The 18493-nt window shown below is 71.7% G+C and carries 19 protein-coding genes; 15 read left to right on the top strand and 4 right to left on the bottom strand.

Annotated features, from left to right (window positions below; translation table 11 throughout):
• Nucleotides 1-67 precede the first annotated feature (67 nt).
• The 13 genes from L2K70_RS12430 to L2K70_RS12370 are packed head-to-tail and all read left to right on the top strand — an operon-like array spanning nt 68 to nt 11262.
• Entirely contained in the window at nt 68-2407 is a 2340-nt protein-coding gene (locus L2K70_RS12430; RefSeq protein WP_236402370.1) for a chemotaxis protein CheA, read from the top strand.
• An 8-nt stretch (nt 2408-2415) separates the two neighbouring features.
• On the top strand, nt 2416-2847 hold the full coding sequence (locus tag L2K70_RS12425; protein ID WP_236402369.1) for a chemotaxis protein CheW: 432 nt from the start codon (nt 2416-2418) through the stop codon (nt 2845-2847).
• Entirely contained in the window at nt 2844-4535 is a 1692-nt protein-coding gene (locus L2K70_RS12420; RefSeq protein ID WP_236402365.1) for a methyl-accepting chemotaxis protein, read from the top strand. The genes L2K70_RS12425 and L2K70_RS12420 overlap by 4 nt, the downstream gene beginning before the upstream one ends.
• A 26-nt stretch (nt 4536-4561) precedes the next feature.
• The gene (cheB, locus tag L2K70_RS12415) at nt 4562-5704 is read left to right on the top strand and encodes a chemotaxis-specific protein-glutamate methyltransferase CheB (RefSeq protein WP_236402360.1); all 1143 of its coding nucleotides are present in this window, start codon (nt 4562-4564) and stop codon (nt 5702-5704) included.
• On the top strand, nt 5701-6618 hold the full coding sequence (locus tag L2K70_RS12410) for a CheR family methyltransferase (RefSeq protein ID WP_236402359.1): 918 nt from the start codon (nt 5701-5703) through the stop codon (nt 6616-6618). Before cheB ends, L2K70_RS12410 begins: the two co-directional genes overlap by 4 nt.
• 2 nt (nt 6619-6620) lie before the next feature.
• A complete protein-coding gene (locus L2K70_RS12405) occupies nt 6621-7010 on the top strand; it encodes a response regulator (RefSeq protein WP_236402356.1) in 390 nt (129 codons plus the stop codon).
• Nucleotides 7007-7486 (top strand): chemotaxis protein CheX, encoded by a 480-nt coding sequence (locus tag L2K70_RS12400; protein WP_236402355.1) that lies wholly within the window; start codon nt 7007-7009, stop codon nt 7484-7486. Before L2K70_RS12405 ends, L2K70_RS12400 begins: the two co-directional genes overlap by 4 nt.
• Complete coding sequence (locus tag L2K70_RS12395; protein WP_236402354.1) at nt 7483-7845, top strand: response regulator; 363 nt, start codon at nt 7483-7485, stop codon at nt 7843-7845. Before L2K70_RS12400 ends, L2K70_RS12395 begins: the two co-directional genes overlap by 4 nt.
• Nucleotides 7842-8336: a hypothetical protein gene (locus L2K70_RS12390; RefSeq protein WP_236402336.1), complete on the top strand. Its 495-nt coding sequence runs from the start codon at nt 7842-7844 to the stop codon at nt 8334-8336. Before L2K70_RS12395 ends, L2K70_RS12390 begins: the two co-directional genes overlap by 4 nt.
• A 38-nt stretch (nt 8337-8374) precedes the next feature.
• Nucleotides 8375-8677, top strand: a complete 303-nt coding sequence (locus L2K70_RS12385; RefSeq protein WP_236402333.1) for a hypothetical protein — start codon at nt 8375-8377, stop codon at nt 8675-8677.
• Nucleotides 8678-8689: 12 nt separating this feature from the next.
• Nucleotides 8690-9727 (top strand): PASTA domain-containing protein, encoded by a 1038-nt coding sequence (locus L2K70_RS12380; protein WP_236402331.1) that lies wholly within the window; start codon nt 8690-8692, stop codon nt 9725-9727.
• A gap of 24 nt (nt 9728-9751) precedes the next feature.
• The gene (locus tag L2K70_RS12375; protein WP_236402329.1) at nt 9752-10228 is read left to right on the top strand and encodes a glutathione peroxidase; all 477 of its coding nucleotides are present in this window, start codon (nt 9752-9754) and stop codon (nt 10226-10228) included.
• The gene (locus L2K70_RS12370) at nt 10225-11262 is read left to right on the top strand and encodes a hypothetical protein (protein ID WP_236402327.1); all 1038 of its coding nucleotides are present in this window, start codon (nt 10225-10227) and stop codon (nt 11260-11262) included. The genes L2K70_RS12375 and L2K70_RS12370 overlap by 4 nt, the downstream gene beginning before the upstream one ends.
• 6 nt (nt 11263-11268) lie before the next feature.
• Here the strand turns inward: L2K70_RS12370 and L2K70_RS12365 are convergent, their stop codons facing one another.
• Complete coding sequence (locus tag L2K70_RS12365) at nt 11269-11547, bottom strand: GNAT family N-acetyltransferase (RefSeq protein WP_236402318.1); 279 nt, start codon at nt 11545-11547, stop codon at nt 11269-11271.
• 61 nt (nt 11548-11608) lie between these two features.
• On the opposite strand from L2K70_RS12365, the gene L2K70_RS12360 reads away from it, so the two are divergent.
• The gene (locus tag L2K70_RS12360) at nt 11609-12988 is read left to right on the top strand and encodes an NAD-dependent malic enzyme (RefSeq protein WP_236402317.1); all 1380 of its coding nucleotides are present in this window, start codon (nt 11609-11611) and stop codon (nt 12986-12988) included.
• A gap of 161 nt (nt 12989-13149) precedes the next feature.
• Here the strand turns inward: L2K70_RS12360 and L2K70_RS12355 are convergent, their stop codons facing one another.
• On the bottom strand, nt 13150-15264 hold the full coding sequence (locus L2K70_RS12355) for an MMPL family transporter (protein ID WP_236402316.1): 2115 nt from the start codon (nt 15262-15264) through the stop codon (nt 13150-13152).
• A gap of 101 nt (nt 15265-15365) precedes the next feature.
• Here L2K70_RS12355 and L2K70_RS12350 point away from each other — a divergent pair, with 101 nt between their 5' ends.
• On the top strand, nt 15366-15860 hold the full coding sequence (locus tag L2K70_RS12350) for a MarR family winged helix-turn-helix transcriptional regulator (protein WP_236402313.1): 495 nt from the start codon (nt 15366-15368) through the stop codon (nt 15858-15860).
• Nucleotides 15861-15862: 2 nt separating this feature from the next.
• Here the strand turns inward: L2K70_RS12350 and ppgK are convergent, their stop codons facing one another.
• Complete coding sequence (ppgK, locus tag L2K70_RS12345; RefSeq protein ID WP_236402312.1) at nt 15863-16618, bottom strand: polyphosphate--glucose phosphotransferase; 756 nt, start codon at nt 16616-16618, stop codon at nt 15863-15865.
• A gap of 89 nt (nt 16619-16707) precedes the next feature.
• Nucleotides 16708-18369, bottom strand: coding sequence for an alkaline phosphatase family protein (locus L2K70_RS12340; RefSeq protein ID WP_236402311.1), 1662 nt, complete (start codon nt 18367-18369; stop codon nt 16708-16710).
• Between the last annotated feature and the right edge of the window lie 124 nt (nt 18370-18493).

Genomic DNA, 18493 nt, shown 5'->3' with positions numbered 1-18493 from the left:
CCCGCAGGGGCCGATCCATGGTCCTGCACGAACCATTTCCCTGCGGACGGAGACGACGGTGGACGCCATGGACGGTCTCGAGGAGATCATCGGTGAGTTCCTGGTCGAGAGCCACGAGAACCTCGACCAGCTCGACCGCGACCTCATCGCGCTCGAGCGCGACCCGTCGTCGACGGCTCTGCTCGCCAGCGTGTTCCGCACGATCCACACGATCAAGGGCACGAGCGGCTTCCTGGCCTTCTCGGTGCTCGAGTCCGTGACCCACGTGGGGGAGAGCCTCCTGGCCCGCCTGCGGGACGGCGAGATCGCCCTCACCCCGGGGCTGACCAGCCTGCTGCTGGAGGTCGTCGATGCCGTCCGCTCACTGCTCACCAGCATCGAGCACTCCGGCAACGAGGGCAGCGAGACCTACGACGACCTGGTCGCCCGCCTCTCGGCCGTCCTCGACGGCCAGCAGCCCGCCGAGCCCGCCGCCGCCGCACCGGTCGCGGACGCCGTCGAGGGAATCGTCCAGGCAACCGTCGAGGCAGTCGAGGTGACGGACGCGCCGGTCACCCCGGTCACTCCGGTCAACCCGGAGCCCGTCGTGCCCGTCGCTCCCGTCCTCGAGGTCGTTCCCCAGCTCGAGCCGGCCGCGGCCGAGGCCGTCGTCCAGGCGCCGGTCGAGGAGGACCACGGCGAGGGCCGCCGCTCGGTGGCCGACAGCACCATCCGGGTCGACGTCGCGCTGCTGGACTCGCTGATGAACATGGTCGGCGAGCTCGTGCTCACCCGCAACCAGATGCAGCAGCGGGTCGCGACCCGCGAGGACGTCGAGCTGGCCCGCACCACCCACCGCCTCAACCTGGTGGCCGGGGAGCTGCAGGAGGGCGTGATGAAGATGCGCCTGCAGCAGATCGACACGTTGTGGAGCAAGCTGCCGCGCGTCGTGCGCGACCTGTCGATGCAGCTCGGGAAGACGGTGGACCTCGTCCTCCACGGCCGCGAGACCGAGCTCGACAAGACCATCCTCGAGGCCGTGCGCGACCCGCTCACGCACCTGGTCCGCAACAGCATCGACCACGGCATCGAGAGCCCGGCGGACCGCGAGGCCGCCGGCAAGCCGGCCACCGGCACGCTCTCGATGCGCGCCTTCCACGAGGGCGGCCAGGTCAACATCGAGATCGTCGACGACGGTGCGGGCATCGACCCCGTCAAGCTGCGCGACAAGGCGGTCGCCAAGGGCCTGATGGACCGCGAGACCGCCTCGCGGCTCAACGACAAGGAGTCGGTCAACCTCATCTTCACGCCCGGCTTCTCCACCGCCGAGGGCGTCACCAACGTGTCCGGCCGCGGCGTCGGGATGGACGTCGTGCGCACCAACATCGAGCGCATCGGCGGCGCGATCGACCTGACGAGCGAGCCCGGCCGGGGCACGACCGTCCGGATCCGGATCCCGCTGACCCTCGCCATCATCCCGGCGCTCGTCGTGGCGGCTGCGAGCAACCGCTTCGCCATCCCGCAGGCCAACCTGCTCGAGCTCGTCCGCCTCGACGCCACCCAGGCCGCGACGGCGATCGAGACCGTCCACGGCTCCCCGGTCTACCGGCTGCGCGGGCGGCTGCTGCCGCTCGTCGACCTGCGCGAGCAGCTCGACCTGCCGGACGTGGAGCGCGAGACGACGTACATCGTGGTCCTCAAGGCCGACAACCAGCAGTACGGCCTGGTCGTCGACGACATCCTCGACACCGAGGAGATCGTCGTGAAGCCGCTCGGCCACCACCTGCGCAACCTGCCCGGTGCCTCCGCCGCGCCGGAGCGGTCGGGCCAGCGGGCCAGGCAGGCCGTCGACACCGAGACCGTCTACGCCGGCGCGACGATCATGGGCGACGGAGCGGTCGCCCTGATCCTCGACGCCACGGCACTGGCCCGGCGGGCGGGGATGAGCCCCGAGTCGGAGCTCGGTGCCGGCACCGTGACGGGTGCCGAGACCGGCGAGGCGGCGGCATCGATCCTGCTCGTGGAGCTCGGTGACGGCCGGCGCGCGGCGATCGAGGTCTCCGCCGTCGACCGCCTCGAGGAGATCGAGCGCGGCCGCGTCGAGCGCGCCGGGCACCACGAGGTCGTCCAGTACCGCGACCAGATCCTCCCGCTCGTGCGCCTCGACCACGTCCTGCACGGCGACGGCGGCCACCCCGGCCTGTCGACGTTGCAGGTGGTCGTGTGCCGCCAGGGCGAGCAGCGCGCGGGCGTCGTGGTCGCGGCCATCCTGGACATCGTCGAGACCACCCTCGACACCCGTACGCCGCTCGACTCCACCGGGGGTGCCGGCTCGGCCGTCGTCTCCGGCCACGTCACCGAGCTCGTCGACATCTCCCAGGTCTTCGCCGGACTGCCGTCCGCCGACCGCCTGGCGCGGACGGCCTAGGAGGTCCGATGTCCCAGTACTGCACGTTCACCCTCGACCGCCACCTGTTCGGCGTACCGGTCTCCTCGGTCCAGGAGGTGCTCCGCGCCCAAGGGCTGACCCGGGTGCCCCTCGCCCACGAGGACATCGCCGGCCTGCTGAACCTGCGAGGCCAGATCGTCACCTCGCTCGAGCTGCGCTCGCGCCTGGGGCTCGAGCCGCGCGACGAGGGCGCTCCCTCGGTCAACGTCGTGGTGAAGACGCCCGACGGCGGGGTCGTGAGCCTCGTCGTCGACGAGATCGGTGACGTCCTCGAACCCTCGCGGGACTCCTTCGAGACACCGCCGGACACCGTGCCGACCACCATCCGCGACCTGGTGACCCAGGTCTGCAAGCTCGACGACCACCTCATGCTCCTGCTCGACACCGAGCGGGCAGTCACCCCCGGAGGAACCTCATGACCGTCCTGACCGCTCCTCCGCGCCAGCAGGCCGACGCGCCCGTGCGTCCGCAGCGGACCACCGGTCCCGTGTCGCCCGTCGCTCGTCCAGTCGCCCGGCGGGGAGCGCTGGCCCGGTTCCGCGACCTCGCCGTCGCCCGCAAGATCCTCGCCGGGTACCTGCTGCTGGTCGTGCTGATGGCCGTCGTGGGTGCCCTGGGCGTGAAGCAGCTGGCCTCGACCGAGCACCGCCTCGAGAGCCTGTACTCCCACAGCTTCCAGTCCAGCGTGTACGTCGCCCAGGTGCGCACCGACCAGGCCCTGGTGTCGGCGACCATCGAGGAGGCCATCGGGGCGGGTGAGGTCACCCCCGAGCTCCAGGCCGAGCTGGACGCGCTCGTCGCCGACGTCAACAAGAACTGGGACCTCTACACGTCCATGGACACCACCGGGCGCGAGGACGTGATCGCGCAGTACGAGAAGGACCTCCCGGTGTTCCGGTCCGTCCGCGACGACGAGGTGTTCGCGCTCCTCTCCGCCGGCAAGGAGGCCCAGGCGGCCGCCGTCAAGCACGACAAGCTCGACCCCCTGCGCGACCAGCTGGCCGACGACCTCCAAGCGGTCATCGACCTCGAGAACGGGATCGCCAGGAACTCGCTCGCCGACTCCCGTTCGGCCTACGCGTCCTCCCGGCTCCTGGTCATCGGCCTGGTGGTCGTCGCCGGCCTGCTCGGCATCGCCCTGGCGCTGTGGATCGGACGCCTCGTGGCGCGCCCGCTGCAGCGGACCGTGGCCGTGCTGGAGGAGGTGGCCGGCGGTCGCCTGGACCAGCGACTCACCGTCGACTCGGCCGACGAGGTCGGCCGGATGGGTGAGTCGCTCAACGCCGCCCTCGAGCGGTTGAGCACCACGATGGGCCAGATGGACCACAACGCCCAGTCGTTGGCGTCGGCGTCGGAGGAGCTGTCGGCGGTGTCGGGTCAGATGAGCGGGTCGGCGTCGGAGTCGTCGTCGCAGGCCGGGCTGGTCTCCGCTGCGGCCGAGCAGGTGTCACGCAACGTCCAGACGGTGGCCACGGGCACCGAGGAGATGTCGGCGTCGATCCTCGAGATCGCGCAGAACGCGTCGAACGCCGCCGGCGTCGCGGCCCAGGCGGTCGTGGTGGCCGAGTCCACCAACGCGACGGTCGCCAAGCTCGGCGACTCCTCCGCCGAGGTCGGCAACGTCATCAAGGTCATCAACTCGATCGCCGAGCAGACCAACCTCCTCGCCCTCAACGCCACCATCGAGGCGGCGCGGGCAGGTGAGGCCGGCAAGGGCTTCGCCGTGGTCGCCAACGAGGTCAAGGAGCTGGCGCAGGAGACCGGGAAGGCGACCGAGGACATCGGGCGCCGGATCGAGGCGATCCAGGCGGACACCGAGGCCGCCGTGGCCGCGATCGCGGAGATCGCCGACATCATCGGCCAGATCAACGACGCGCAGACCACGATCGCGTCCGCGGTCGAGGAGCAGACCGCCACCACCAACGAGATGAGCCGCAACGTGGCGGAGGCAGCGACCGGCTCGACCGACATCGCGCAGAACGTCACCGGTGTGGCGCGCAGTGCCTCCGACACCCAGGCGGCCGCCACCAGCACCAGCCAGGCCGCCGACGAGCTCGCCCGCATGGCGGCCGAGATGCGCTCGCTCGTCGGGCAGTTCCGGTTCTGACGCGCCAGCGGGTCGGGAGGACGATGATGGCGAGGAAGATCAGGGTGCTGGTCGTCGACGACTCGGTCGTCGTACGCCGCCTGGTGAGCGACGTGCTCGGCTCCGACCCCGACATCGACGTGGTCGGCACCGCTGCCAACGGCCGGGTGGCGCTCGCGAAGATCGCGCAGGTCAACCCCGACCTCGTCACCCTCGACGTCGAGATGCCGGTGATGGACGGGCTGCAGACCCTGCGCGAGCTGCGTCCGGCCCACCCGAGGCTGCCGGTGATCATGTTCTCCACGTTGACCGAGCGGGGTGCCCACGCCACGCTCGACGCGCTCGAGCTCGGCGCCAGCGACTACGTGACGAAGCCGGCCAACGTCGGGAGCGTCACCGCGTCGATGGAGGCGGTCAGGCAGCAGCTCGTGCCCAAGATCCACCACCTCTGCAGCAAGGTGCTCTCGGGTCGTCCGGTCCTCGACCGGGTCGCTCCGCTGAGGCGGACGGCGGCTGCCCCCCTCTCCCCGACGTCCCGGTCGTCCTCCACGACACGGCCACCGACCGGGCGCGTGGACGTCGTCGCCATCGGCGCCTCGACCGGCGGACCCGACGCCCTGTCGACCGTGCTGGCGGCCCTCCCCGACGACTTCCCGGTCCCGGTGGTGGTCGTGCAGCACATGCCCCCCGTCTTCACCCGACAGTTCGCCCTGCGCCTCGACGGCAAGGTCCCGCTGCACGTCGTGGAGGCCCAGGCGGGCACCCCCGCCGTCGCCGGCTCCGTCCTCATCGCCCCCGGCGACCACCACCTGCGGTTCCGGGGGTCGGCGGCCACCCAGTCCGTGGTGGCCACCCTGGACCAGGAGACGCCGGAGAACTACTGCCGGCCCGCGGTGGACGTCATGTTCCGCTCGGTGGTCGACACCTGGGGCGGCAACGTCCTGGCCGTCGTGCTCACCGGCATGGGTTCGGACGGAGCGAGCGGCTGCGCCGAGGTGGTCGCCGCCGGCGGCGCGGCCATCGTGCAGGACGAGGCGACCTCGGTGGTCTGGGGCATGCCACGTGCGGTCGTGGTGGCCGGGCTGCCCGCCGAGGTCGTGCCGCTGGCGCACATCGGTCCCATGATCGTCGACCGCGTCCGCCTCGGCCGTCGCGGTCCCCACGTCCCCCGAGAGGCGGCCCCCGCATGAGCCTGTCCAGCCAGTCCTTCGCCTACGTCGCCGACCTCGTGCGCCGCGAGGCGGCGATCGTGCTCGAGCCGGGCAAGGAGTACCTCGTCGAGGCCAGGCTCCAGCCGCTGGCCCGCGCCCACGGCCCCGCCGGGATCGACGCGTACGTCGCGTTCCTGCAGTCCCCTGGCGGATACGGCGCGAGGGCCGAGGTGGTCGAGGCGCTGACCACCAACGAGACCTCCTGGTTCCGCGACCGCGAACCCTTCGACGTGCTCGTCTCGCACGTCATCCCCGACCTGCTCGCCCGTACGGCGACGCGCCGCAAGATCACCGTGTGGTCCGCCGCGTGCTCCAGCGGGCAGGAGGCGTACACGATCGCGATGCTCATGGCCGAGCACGTCGTGCCGCGCGGGTGGCAGGTCGAGATCCTGGCCACCGACATCGCGCCCGGCATGGTGGCGAGGACGCGGGAGGGCCGTTACAGCCAGCTCGAGATCGGGCGCGGGCTGCCGGCACCCCTGATGGTCAAGCACTTCCAGCGGGTCGGCACCCAGTGGCAGGTCTCGGACCAGCTGCGCTCGATGGTGCGCGCGCAGGTGCTGAACCTGGCCGCCCCGCTGCCGCTGATGCCGGTCTTCGACCTGGTGTTCCTCCGCAACGTCCTCATCTACTTCGACCAGCCGACGAAGCGCTCCGTGCTCGGCCGGGTGCGCAAGGCCATGTCGCCCGAGGGCTACCTGTTCCTCGGCGGTGCGGAGACCACGCTCGGCATCGACGAGTCGTGGCACCGCACGCCCGTGGGTCGACTGACCCTCAACCGCCCCGGACCTCCGGCCACCGCTGCCACCGGTGCCGCCCCGGCCGCCCCGGCCGCCCCGCCGCCCCGCACGTTCTCGGGCGTGAGCCCCGCGACCCGACAGAAAGCGATCTGACCATGCATGCTCTCGTGATCGACGACTCCCGCACCATGCGGATGATGCTCGCTCGCCAGCTCGAGCACCTCGGGTTCGAGGTCCTCCAGGCCGGCGACGGCCAGCAGGCGCTGGAGGTGCTCGCGAGCAACCGCGACGACCTGCCGGTCCTCGCGACCGTCGACTGGAACATGCCCGTGATGAACGGGCTGGACTTCGTGAAGGCGGTCCGCGCGGACAACGGCCTGCGCGACGTCACCTTGATGATGGTGACCACCGAGGCCGAGCAGGGGCAGATCGTCCGGGCCCTCGCAGCCGGTGCCCACGAGTACCTGATCAAGCCCTTCTCGGCGGAGGCCTTCGTCGACAAGCTCGACTACCTCGGCGTCAAGCCGGGAAGGGGTGCGGCATGAGCGCGTTCGCCCAGGAGTCCCCGGTGACGCCCGAGGACCTGCAGCTGCTCGGCGGTGACGTGCTCGCCGCCTTCCTGCTCGACCACGACCGCCCGGGCGACCCGGACCACGGCCGCTCCGGGGTGCTCCACGCCTCCGTCTCGGTGCGAGGGGCGTGGAACGGCTGGATCACCCTCGAGGTCTCGCGCGCCGCCGCGCACGACCTCACCCGCCGCATGCTCCACGACGACGACGTGGACGACGACGACGTGCGTGATGCCGTCGGCGAGCTCGTCAACGTCCTCGGCGGCAACGTCAAGAGCCTGCTGGTCGACGGCTGCGTCCTGGGCCTGCCCGAGGTCACCGACCACCAGCACCCCGACCAGCCGAGCGTCGAGATCTGCCGGACCGAGCTCTGGTGGGCCGACCACCCCGTCACCGTCCGCGTCTGGTCCGCCGAGGGGCGCGACCTCCACTCCCTCAGGAGCCCCGCATGAAGATCCTCATCGCCGACGACAGCCGCGTCATGCGCCAGATCGTCATCCGCACCCTGCGTCAGGCCGGCTACGGCGGCCACGACCTCATCGAGGCCGAGAACGGAGCCGTGGCGCTCGAGCTCGTCCGGACCCACGCCCCCGACCTCGTGCTGTCGGACTGGAACATGCCCGAGATGAACGGCATCGACCTGCTCCGGGAGCTGCGGGCGAACGGTGACCAGGTGCCGTTCGGCTTCGTCACCTCCGAGGGCACCCCCGAGATGGTGCAGCGCGCGATGTCCTCCGGTGCACTGTTCCTCATCGCCAAGCCCTTCACTGCGGACTCCTTCCGCGACGAGCTGGACGCCGTGGTCGCATGAGCGAGTGGACATTGGCCCGCACGCCCAACGCCATGGAGGTGCGCGAGCTCCTCTCCGGCCTGCTGGGTCGCGACGTCGAGGTGGTCCTCTCCGACGCGTTCACCGGCGACTCGTCCGTCGGGTCGACCTTCGCGGTCTACGTCGACGACCAGCAGGCCACGCGCGTGGTCGCGGTCATGGACCTCGCCCTGTCGGCCTGGGCCGGTGCCGCCGTCGGGCTGATGCCTGCCGGCGGCGCGTCCGACGCGATCGCCGAGCGTGACCTCTCGCCGATGCTGAAGGAGAACCTCGCCGAGGTGCTCAACGTGATGTCCGCCCTCGTCAACGCCGAGGGTGCACCCCACGTCAGGCTCGACGCGGTCCACCACGTCGACAGCTGGCCGCACCCGCAGGTGCTGGCCGACGTGGCGACCCCCGGCCGCCGCCTCGACCTCCAGGTCACCGTCCCGCAGTACGGCGCCGGGCGGCTCTCGGTGGTCGGCGTCCGCTGACCCTCGGCGCCCACGCGGGTGAGTGGCATCCTCGAGGGGTGACCTCCACCGACGAGCCGACCGACGACGAGAAGTGGCTCGTCGTCGACGGCCGGCGCTGGCGTCGTACGGACCCCGCGATCCCCGACGACGCGCTCGCGCGCCTCAAGTCGCACCTGGGCCGCGGCCGCTCGGGCGTGCGGACGGCGGCAGACGACGACGAGCTCGCCGCCGCCCGGCACCGCACGCAGCTGGCGAAGGTCGGGCTGGGCGAGCGCGGCACGCCCTGGTGGGAGCAGGACGACACCGAGCGGCGTGCGCGCTGGGAGTCGGCGCTGGCCGAGCTGGACGCCCTGGACTGATCGGACCGTTCGATGGACCTCGAGGACTACCGCGCCGCGCGCCACCACCACCTCGTCGAGGTGGCGGCCGGGCTGGGTGTGCCGGCCGATCGCGCCGCCGAGGTGGTGGACCGCGTCATCGAGGCCCAGCGTCGCCGGATCCTCCGGTCCGCCGACCCCGACGAGGTCGTCGTACCGGCGTTGCGGGACGAGGTGCTCGGCCGACCGTCCCGCGGGCCCACTCTCGCGATCGCCGCGCTGGTCGTGGTCGTCGCCGCCGCGTTCGCGGTCCCGCTGCTGACGGCGGGGCCCGACCCGGAGGAGGTCGAGCGGAAGGCGGGGACGATGCCCTCGCTGGTCGGCCTCACCTCGGAGGAGGCGGTCGTCGCCCTGAGGAGCATCGGCATCGCGTCGCGGATCGATCCCGTGCCCCAGTGCGACCCGGCCGGCCAGGTGCTGGGGTCCGTGCCGCCCGCCGGTGGGGCCGTCCGGCCCGAGCAGGTGGTGACCGTCGTGGCCACGGCCACCCCGGCGTGGACGTGCCCGCGCGACACCGTCCAGCGCGACGAGGCCTGGGCCTTCCTTCGGTTCCTCGTCTCCGGGTCGGGCCGTCCCCGCCTGGCGCGCGAGGTGCGGCTGTACGTCGACGGGCAACCGGCCGGCACGGCCGACGGGCGGCAGCCGGCGACGGCTCCCGACTGGAGGTGGCGGGTGCGCGACCCGGTCGTTGCCAGCGTCGTACGTCCCGTGGCCAACGACCTCGGACAGCCGGTCGTCTCGATCACGCGCGGGCCCCTGCCTCCGGTGACCTGCGCGGTGCCGACGCCGCGACCGTCCGGGGTCGGACCGGACCCGACGCGAGTGGTGCTCACGGCCGACGCCGATCCGCGGGAGGACGGGCAGGGGGAGGTGTGCCAGCTGACGATCGACCTCTTCGAGGACGTTGCCGGCGCGATCGCCGTCGTCTCGGTGGTCATCCCGGGTGGCACGGGTCTCGGACCGCCGCCATGGGTGCGCACGCGTGACGACCTCGACGACCTCGACGGCCGCGGCGCTGCCGACGGGGGTTGAGCACCGGCTGGCAGACTCGGGAGCATGACGACTCTCTCCGACTTCTCGGCGACCGCGATCGACGGCACGGACATGGACCTCTCCCAGTACGCGGGCAAGGTCGTCCTCGTCGTGAACACCGCCTCCCAGTGCGGTTTCACCGGTCAGTACAAAGGCCTCCAGCAGCTCCAGGACACCTACGGCGACCAGGGCTTCGTCGTCCTCGGCTTCCCGTGCGACCAGTTCGGCAACCAGGAGCCGGGCGACGAGGCGGAGATCTCCGACTTCTGCGAGCGCAACTTCGGCGTGACGTTCCCGCTGTCCAGCAAGGTCGAGGTCAACGGCGACGGCGCGCACCCGCTCTTCGACTGGCTCAAGGACTCCAAGGGCGGACTGCTCGGCAGCAAGATCAAGTGGAACTTCACCAAGTTCCTCGTCGGCCGTGACGGCCAGGTGATCGACCGCTACGCCCCGACCACCGAGCCGGAGAAGCTCAGCAAGGACATCGAGAAGGCGCTGTGAGGTCGGCCGGCGTCCTCGCCGCGGCGGTGGTCGCGGTGGTGGCGTCGGCCGTGCCAGCCGGTGCCGGTGGTCTCGAGGCTCGCTCCGCTCGCACCTCGACCACCGAGGGACTGGCCCGGACGGCGACCACCGATGCCCGTGCCGGCTCGGTCGTCGGGACCGGCACCCCGGCGGCGTGCACGTCGCGCGCGGTCGTGCGGGCCGTGGCGCGAGGTGGCTCGATCTCGTTCGACTGCGGCGCGGACCCGGTGACGATCGAGATGAAGCGCACCGCGAAGGTGGTCAACACCTCGGCGAAGGTGGTGCTCGACGGCGGCGGCCTCGTCACGCTCAGCGGCGGGGGCGATCGCCGCATCCTCTACCTCAACACCTGCGACCGCGCGCAGGTCTGGACGACGTCGCACTGCGACGACCAGGCGGAGCCACGGCTCGTGGTCAGGCGGATGCGGTTCGCCGACGGCAACGCCACCGGCGAGACGACCGACGGCGGTGGGGGCGGCGCGATCTTCGCGCGCGGCGGCCGGCTGAAGATCCTGGACTCGGAGTTCGTCGACAACCGCTGCGACCGCGCCGGTCCCGACGTCGGCGGCGGTGCGGTCCGCGTCCTCGACCAGTACGCCGACCGTGCCGTGGTCGTCCGCCGCTCGACCTTCACCGGTGGCCGGTGCAGCAACGGCGCGGCGCTGAGCAGCATCGGCGTCTCGTGGACGATCACCGCGTCGACGTTCACCCACAACCGGGCCGTCGGACGTGGCGCGAACCCTCAGCGCAGCGGCACACCCGGCGGTGGTTCGGGCGGGGCGATCTACCTCGACGGCAACGCGATGCAGCTGCGCATCGAGGGCTCGTCGTTCGGTGACAACCACGCCCGCGAGGGCGGGGGAGCGATCTTCTTCGTGTCCAACGACCGCACCGGCACGCTCACGATCGACGATTCGCGGCTGACCGACAACCCGAGCGAGGGCTTCGAGACCCTCCCCGGGATCTTCTTCCTCGGCGCGAGCCGGACGATCACCGACAGCGTCGTGCGCTGAGGCGGCTCACGCCACCAGGTCGGCGTACTCCGGGTGCTTCTCGATGTACGACGCCACGTAGGGGCACGACGGCACGACCGTCAGCCCGCGTGAACGGGCGTCGTCGAGGGCGCCGCGGGCGAGCCGCGCGGCGTGGCCCTGCCCCTCGTACTCGTCGCGCACCTCGGTGTGCACGAGGGTGATGGTGTCGCCGTGGAGCCGGTAGGCGATCAGCCCGATGAGGGCGTCACCGTCGCGCAGCTCGTAGCGGTCATGGTCGGGGGAGTCGACGAACACTATGTCCACAACCCGAGCCTAGGCGCAGGTGACTTGTGCGTAACCCCGGCGGAGGGGAAGGGTGCACGGCATGGCAGCAACCGCGTCGTCGTACTCGATCACCATGAGGTTGTACACCGCACCCGACCACGGCGTCGTCGGAGCCGTCGCCACCCAGATCGCCGCGAGCGGCGGCGTGGTCACCGCGATCGACGTGACCGAGTCGCGCCACGACCGGCTGGTCGTCGACGTGACGTGCTCGGCCTCGGACGCGAGCCACTCCGAGGAGCTCGTCGCCGCGGTCGCCGGTGTCGAGGGCGTGACGGTGCACAAGGTCAGTGACCGCACCTTCCTGCTGCACCTCGGCGGCAAGATCTCGGTCAACAGCAAGGTGCCGCTGCGCACCCGCGACGACCTGTCGATGGCCTACACCCCCGGTGTCGGCCGCGTGTCGATGGCGATCCACGACAACCCCGAGGACGTCCGCAAGCTCACGATCAAGGGCAACTCGGTCGCCGTCGTCACCGACGGCTCGGCGGTGCTCGGCCTCGGCAACATCGGCCCGGGCGCAGCGATGCCCGTCATGGAGGGCAAGGCCGCGCTGTTCAAGCGGTTCGCCGACATCGACGCCTGGCCGATCTGCCTGGCCACCCAGGACACCGACGAGATCGTCCGCGCGGTCGAGATGATCGCGCCGGGCTTCGGCGGCATCAACCTCGAGGACATCGCCGCCCCGCGGTGCTTCGAGATCGAGCGCCGGCTGCGGGAGTCGCTCGACATCCCGGTCTTCCACGACGACCAGCACGGCACCGCGATCGTCGTGCTCGCCGCGCTGACCAACGCGCTGCGCTGTGTCGACAAGGACCTCGAAGCCGTCCGGATCGTGGTGTCCGGTGCCGGCGCGGCCGGCACCGCCATCGTCACCCTGCTGCTGGCCGCCGGTGCGCAGGACGTCGTGGTCGTCGACCGCGACGGCGCGCTCTGCGCCGACGACTCCTCGCTGTCCTCCGCGCACACCGACCTCGCGAACGCCACCAACCCGCGCCGCGCGACCGGGTCGCTGCAGGAGGTGCTGGTCGACGCCGACGTCTTCATCGGCGTCTCCGCGCCCAACATCCTCGACGCCGAGTGGATCCCGACGATGGCGCCCAAGCCCGTCGTCTTCGCCCTGGCCAACCCCGACCCGGAGGTCGACCCCGCCGAGGCCGGGAAGTACGCCGCCGTCGTGGCCTCGGGCCGCTCGGACTACCCCAACCAGATCAACAACGTGCTCGCCTTCCCCGGGGTCTTCCGCGGGCTGCTCGACGCCGGCGCCGAGGACGTCACGATCGACATGCTGCTCCGCGCCGCGAAGGCCATCGCCGACACCGTCAGCGCCGAGGAGCTCCACCCGGCCTTCATCATCCCGAGTGTCTTCCACCCCGACGTGACCAAGCGCGTCGCCTCGGCGATCAGCGGCCGGGAGAGCTGACCTCTCCGCTGAGGCTGCGCGCCGGCGCCCGCCGCTCGTGCCATTCGGCCCCTCCTGTCTCCCCTGTCACGCAGGTGGGGGGAGTTTGTCGCGGACCGGCCGTTGCAACGCCCCGGATGTGCAGGAGTCACCGGCTCAGCGGTGACTCCCGCCGGGCACGCTCAGCCCGTCACCTTCCGCGGCCACCAGAAGCGGTCGCCGAGGGTCAGCGCGAGCGCGGGCACCAGCACCGTGCGGACGACGAGGGTGTCCAGCAGCACGCCGACGAAGATGATCGCGCCGAGCTGGGCGAGCACGACCAGGGGCAGCACCCCGAGCACGGCGAACACCGCCGCCAGCAGGATGCCCGCGCTGGTGATCACCCCGCCGGTCGCCGTCAGCGCGCGCAGCATCCCGGTGCGGGTGCCGTGCTCGCGCGCCTCCTCGCGGGCCCGGGTGACGAGGAAGATGTTGTAGTCGACGCCGAGCGCGACGAGGAAGAGGAAGGCCAGCAGCGGCACCCCGGTGTCCATCGCGTCGAAGCCGAACACCGTCCGGAACAGCCACCACGACGCGCCCATGCTGGCGGCGTACGTCGCCACCACGGTCGCCACCAGCAGCAGCGGCGCGACGATCGAGCGGAGCAGCAGGAGCAGCGCACCGAGCACGAGCGCGAGGATCAACGGCAGGATGACGAGCCGGTCGCTGGCGGCGTAGTCACCGGCGTCGAGCGACTCCGCGTCGCCACCACCGACGTACGTGTCGGTGAAGTCCGCGACCGCAGCGCGTACGTCGACCACGACCGCCTGCGCCGCGTCGCTGCCGGGCGCCGCGTCCGGTACGGCGTCGATGCGGGCGATGCCGTCGCCGCTGGTCGTGATCCGCGCCGAGTCGACGCCGTCGACCCCCTCGACCGCCTCCAGCACCTGCTCCGGCTGGTCGCGGGTGACGACCTGGACCGGGTCGCTCGTGCCGGCCGGGAAGGACTGGCCGAGGCGCTCGGCCGCGGAGATCGCCTCCGGTCGCTGGAGGAACTGGTCCGCCGGGTCGAGGCCGGTCGTGATCGAGAGCGTGCCGGACGCCAGCACGGCGAGGCCGAGGACGGTGCCCACCACGAAGGTGCGCGGTCGGCGAGAGACGGCGTCGCCGACGCGGTGCCACAGCGAGTTCGACTCGACGAGCACCGTGTCGCCGACGTGCGGCACGCGCGGCCAGAAGATCCAGCGGCCGAACAGCACCAGCGCGGCCGGGAGGACGACGAGCGCGAACGTCGCCGCGATCAGTACGCCGACCGCACACGCGACGCCGAGGCCGCGGGTCGTCGGGATGGCCGAGAGCAGCAGGGTGAGCAGGCCGAGCACGACCGTCGTCGCGCTCGAGACGACGGCCTCCGTCGTGCGGGCGAGCGCGTGGGCCATCGCCTCATGGCGCGAGTCGCTGGTCTTGAGCTCGTCGCGGTAGCGGGAGATGAGCAGCAGGGCGTAGTCGGTGCCGGCGCCGAAGACCAGCACGCTGAGGATGCCCACCGTCGACTCGTCCCAGGCGAGGCCGGCGACCTCGAGCACGTTGGTGGACACCACGGCGGCCAGCCGGTCGGCGACGCCGACGACGATGAGTGGCACCAGCCAGAGGGTCGGGCTGCGGTAGGTGATGATGAGGAGGAAGGCGACGACTGCGGCGGTGGAGAGCAGCAGCCGGAAGTCGGCGCCGTCGAAGACCTGCCCGATGTCTGCCTGGATCCCGGCCGGGCCGGTCACCTGGACCGTGACGCCGTCCGGGGCGTCCGCGCGGAGCTCCGAGCGCAGGTCCTCGACCTTGTCGATGTTGTCGGTCGCCGACGACGAGGTCACCGGCAGCGCGAGGAACGCGGCCGTGCCGTCCTCCGCCACGACGACGGGCGACTGGCCCGACTGGCCCGACTGGCCGGACTCACCGGCTCCCGGGGGCGGCCCGCCGGTATCGCCGCCCGCCGTGCCGGACTCGTCGGCGCTCTTCTCCAGCAGCTCGACCGCCTGCTGGGTGATGGCCTCCTGGGCGGCCCGATCGAGCTCTCCGGAGTCGGCGGTCCACAGGACGATGGCGACCTGTCCCTCGTCCTCGGGCAGCCGGTCGGCCAGCTCGACGGCGAGGGTGCTGTCGGCGCCGGCGGGCAGGGTGTCGGTCGGGCTCGCGTCCCGCTCCCCCTCCGGCACGAGGGCCAGCACCGCGATCGCGATGAGCAGCGGGACGAGGGCGACGAGCCACGCCGTGCGCCGTCCCGCGATGAACCGAGCCGCTCGAGAAGTGGTCCTGCCCATGATTGCGTCCCTTACGATGAGGTCACTCACGAAGTATGTTGCTAAGCAAGTTAGCGATCATCGATCCGCCGTGCAACCTGGCGAGGGGGGACACTCTGCGCATGCCGTCCGACCAGCAGCCGAACCCCGGAGCCGTCCCCGGTGGTCCGCCCGCGGGCTGGGAGGAGACGCCGACCCTCGAGGCGTTGCGTCACCTCGTCCTCGCCGGCGGCCGGGTCAACCACGTCGTCGCCCGTCGGGCCGGCATGAGCCTGACCGAGCTGGCGACCCTGGAGCACCTGACGCGCGAGCAGATCGGACCGGCCGAGGTGGCCCGTCGGCTCGAGGTGTCGACCGCTGCCGCCACGGGGATCGTCGACCGCCTCGTCTCGCACGGCCACGTCGAGCGGCAGCCGCACCCCGACGACCGACGTCGTACGCAGCTCGTGCTCACCGCGTCGGGACGCCGCGAGGTGGTCGGCCAGCTGCTGCCGATGTTCGTCGCCCTCGACCGGCTCGACGGACAGTTCACCGACGAGGAGAAGGCGGTCGTCGAGCGCTACCTCCGGGGGGCGACCGAGGCCTTCGAGCAGGTGACCGGACCGGAACCGGTCTGAGGTCAGTCCTCCTGGCCGGCCTTGCGGTGAGCGACGAGCGCGGCGCCGACGATGCCGGCGCGGTTCTCGAGCCTGGCGGGGATGATCTCGGTCTCGATCTCGATCAGGTGCCCGAACTTCTCCCACGACTTGCTCACGCCGCCACCGACGACGAAGAGGTCGGGGGTGAAGAGCCGCTCGAGGTGCCGGAAGTACGTCGTCAGCCGGTCGGACCAGTCCTCCCAGGACAGGCCCTCACGCTCGCGCGCGCTCGTGGCGGCGCGTGACTCCGCCACGGCGCCTTCGATCTCGAGGTGGCCCATCTCGGTGTTGGGCACCAGCTCGCCGTCCCAGATGAGGGCGGAACCGATGCCGGTTCCGAGCGTGATGACCATGACCAGGCCGTCGCGGCCCTTCGCGGCGCCGTACTCCGCCTCGGCCAGGCCGGCGGCGTCGGCGTCGTTGACGACGTGGACCTCACGACCGAGGGCCTCGGTGAAGATCGCGTCGGCGTCCTCCTTGATCCACGACTTGTCGATGTTGGCGGCCGACAGCACCACGCCGCGCCGCACGATGCCGGGCACGGTCACGCCGACGGGCGTGGTCGACGAGGGGAAGCTGTCCACGATCTTCTGGAAGACCGCGGCGACCGACTGCGGGTCGGCGGGCCTGGGGGTGTCGATGCGGACCCGGTCCTGTGCGAAGTCACCGCGCCCGAGGTCCACGGGTGCGCCCTTGATGCCGGTGCCGCCGAAGTCGATGCCGATGGGGTGCTCCATGGGGACGAGCCTAGTGGTGCTCGTCACCACCGCGAGCACCGTCCCGCCCAGCGCTCCTCCCACCGTCGGCCCGCGACGCGGCCCGCGCCCTACTTGTTCTTGCGAGGCAGCGGGTAGGCCGTCCCGTCGGGGGTGAAACTGGGCGTGATCCCCATCGCCGCCAGCACCGTCGGCATGATGTCGATGGACCTCACCTCGGCATCGAGGTCGCGGTGCGAGAGGGAGGACCCGGCGAAGACGATCGGGACCTGCTGCGCCGAGCGCTGGATCCCGCCGTGGTCACCCAGGACGGAGTACGTCGTGTCGTCGCGCAGCGTGGCGACCAGGTCCGGTCCGTAGGGCGCCGCCTGGGTGTCGACGAGCTCCTGCGCCTTGGCGTCGAACCACGCCCTCTCCGCCCGGCCCATCAGCTCGTAGCGGACCGGCGTCACGCGGGTGAAGTGGTCGCCGTCGCGCCGCCACACCGCGGTGACGTCCGGCATCACCTCCATGAGGTCGGCGGCCTGCTCGACCTTCGGTGACGTCTGGTCCTCCAGCCACACGTTCAGCGAGGAGTCGCTGTAGGCGAAGCCGACGTTGCCGGTCTCGACGAGCGGGCGCAGCGCGGGCTGCGGCTTGTCGTAGAAGACGTCGTTCTCGGGGTCGCCGTAGTACCAGTTGTAGTAGCCGTAGTCGTTGCCCTCGCCGAGCGTCCCGTGGAAGTGGCCCGCGTCCGCCGCGACCGAGCCGTGGTCGGCGGTGAGCACCACCAGGGTGCTGTCGAGCTCGCCGCTGTCCTTCAGGGCGCGCATGATCCGGCCGACCTGCTCGTCGGCGGTGCGGGTGGCGTACTCCATGTGCGTCATCGGGTCGTAGCCGGGCGTCGCGCCCTCGGGGTCGTTGACTCCTCCCCACATGTGGGCCGCCTTGTCGACCCCTGGCAGGCTCACGAAGATCCCGCTCCACCCGTCCTTCTCGTGGCCCATGATGTCGAGCACCGCGTCGGTCGCCCACACGTCGCCACCGCGGTGCGCCGGGTCGTGGCCCACCACGTAGCGGTCGTCGGTGGCGGGGTAGAGCGAGGCCGGCAGCTGGCCGGTGTCGTAGATCGTGTCGCGCGCGACGACGTAGCGCGAGCCGCAGTCGGCCGAGATGTACGACGGCACGTTGACGCCGGTCGGCGCGCGGCGCCGCTGCGTCGCGCCGGTGGTGTCGCCGGGCACGGGACAGGTCTTGCTGCCGAAGGTGATCACGGAGGTGTTCGCCGATCCCGGACCGCTCAGGCCGTAGGCGGCGTACCCCTTGGGGCTCACCGTGAAGACCTTGCCGGTGTCGTCGAGGTAGTCGGACAGGTGCGGGGCGCCGGCCGCCTTCTGCAGCGGCGTCATCTGCGCGGCGCCGAAGTTGCTGGTGAGGTAGAGCCCACCCGGCGCGCCGAGCAGCCCGGCGACGTCGCGGTAGCCCTCGTTGGTCCACCCCATGTGCCGGGGCTGCATCCCGGTGGTGATCACGTTGTGGGTGACGACGGTGACCGAGCCCGTGTGGCCGAGGTAGCTGTTCGGGGTGTCGACGCCCTGCTGCATCAGCTTCTCGACGTTCTTCATGTCGTACTTCTCGACGATCTGCTTGCTGAGTGCGTCGACGACGATGATGACGACCTTGTCCGGCGCGCTCGCCTTCGGCTTCGCCGCGGCGCCCGGGGAGCCGACGGCGGCGATCGCGGCCAGCGAGGCGGCGGCGGTCAGGGACACGAGCAGGCGGCGACGGGCCATGAGCACTCCTGGAGTCGTGCGGACCCACACCCGCGGTCGATCCCGGCAATCTAGCCCTCCCGCCGTCCCCCGGGAAGGGAGACCAGACCGCCTCCTCTGCGGTCACCGGATGTCCGGTGACCGC

The organism is Nocardioides potassii, from assembly GCF_021648885.1.
Taxonomy (GTDB): Bacteria; Actinomycetota; Actinomycetes; order Propionibacteriales; family Nocardioidaceae; genus Nocardioides; species Nocardioides potassii.
The sequence above is the reverse complement of the archived record's forward strand: the minus strand, read 5'-3'. Positions and strand labels throughout refer to the sequence as shown.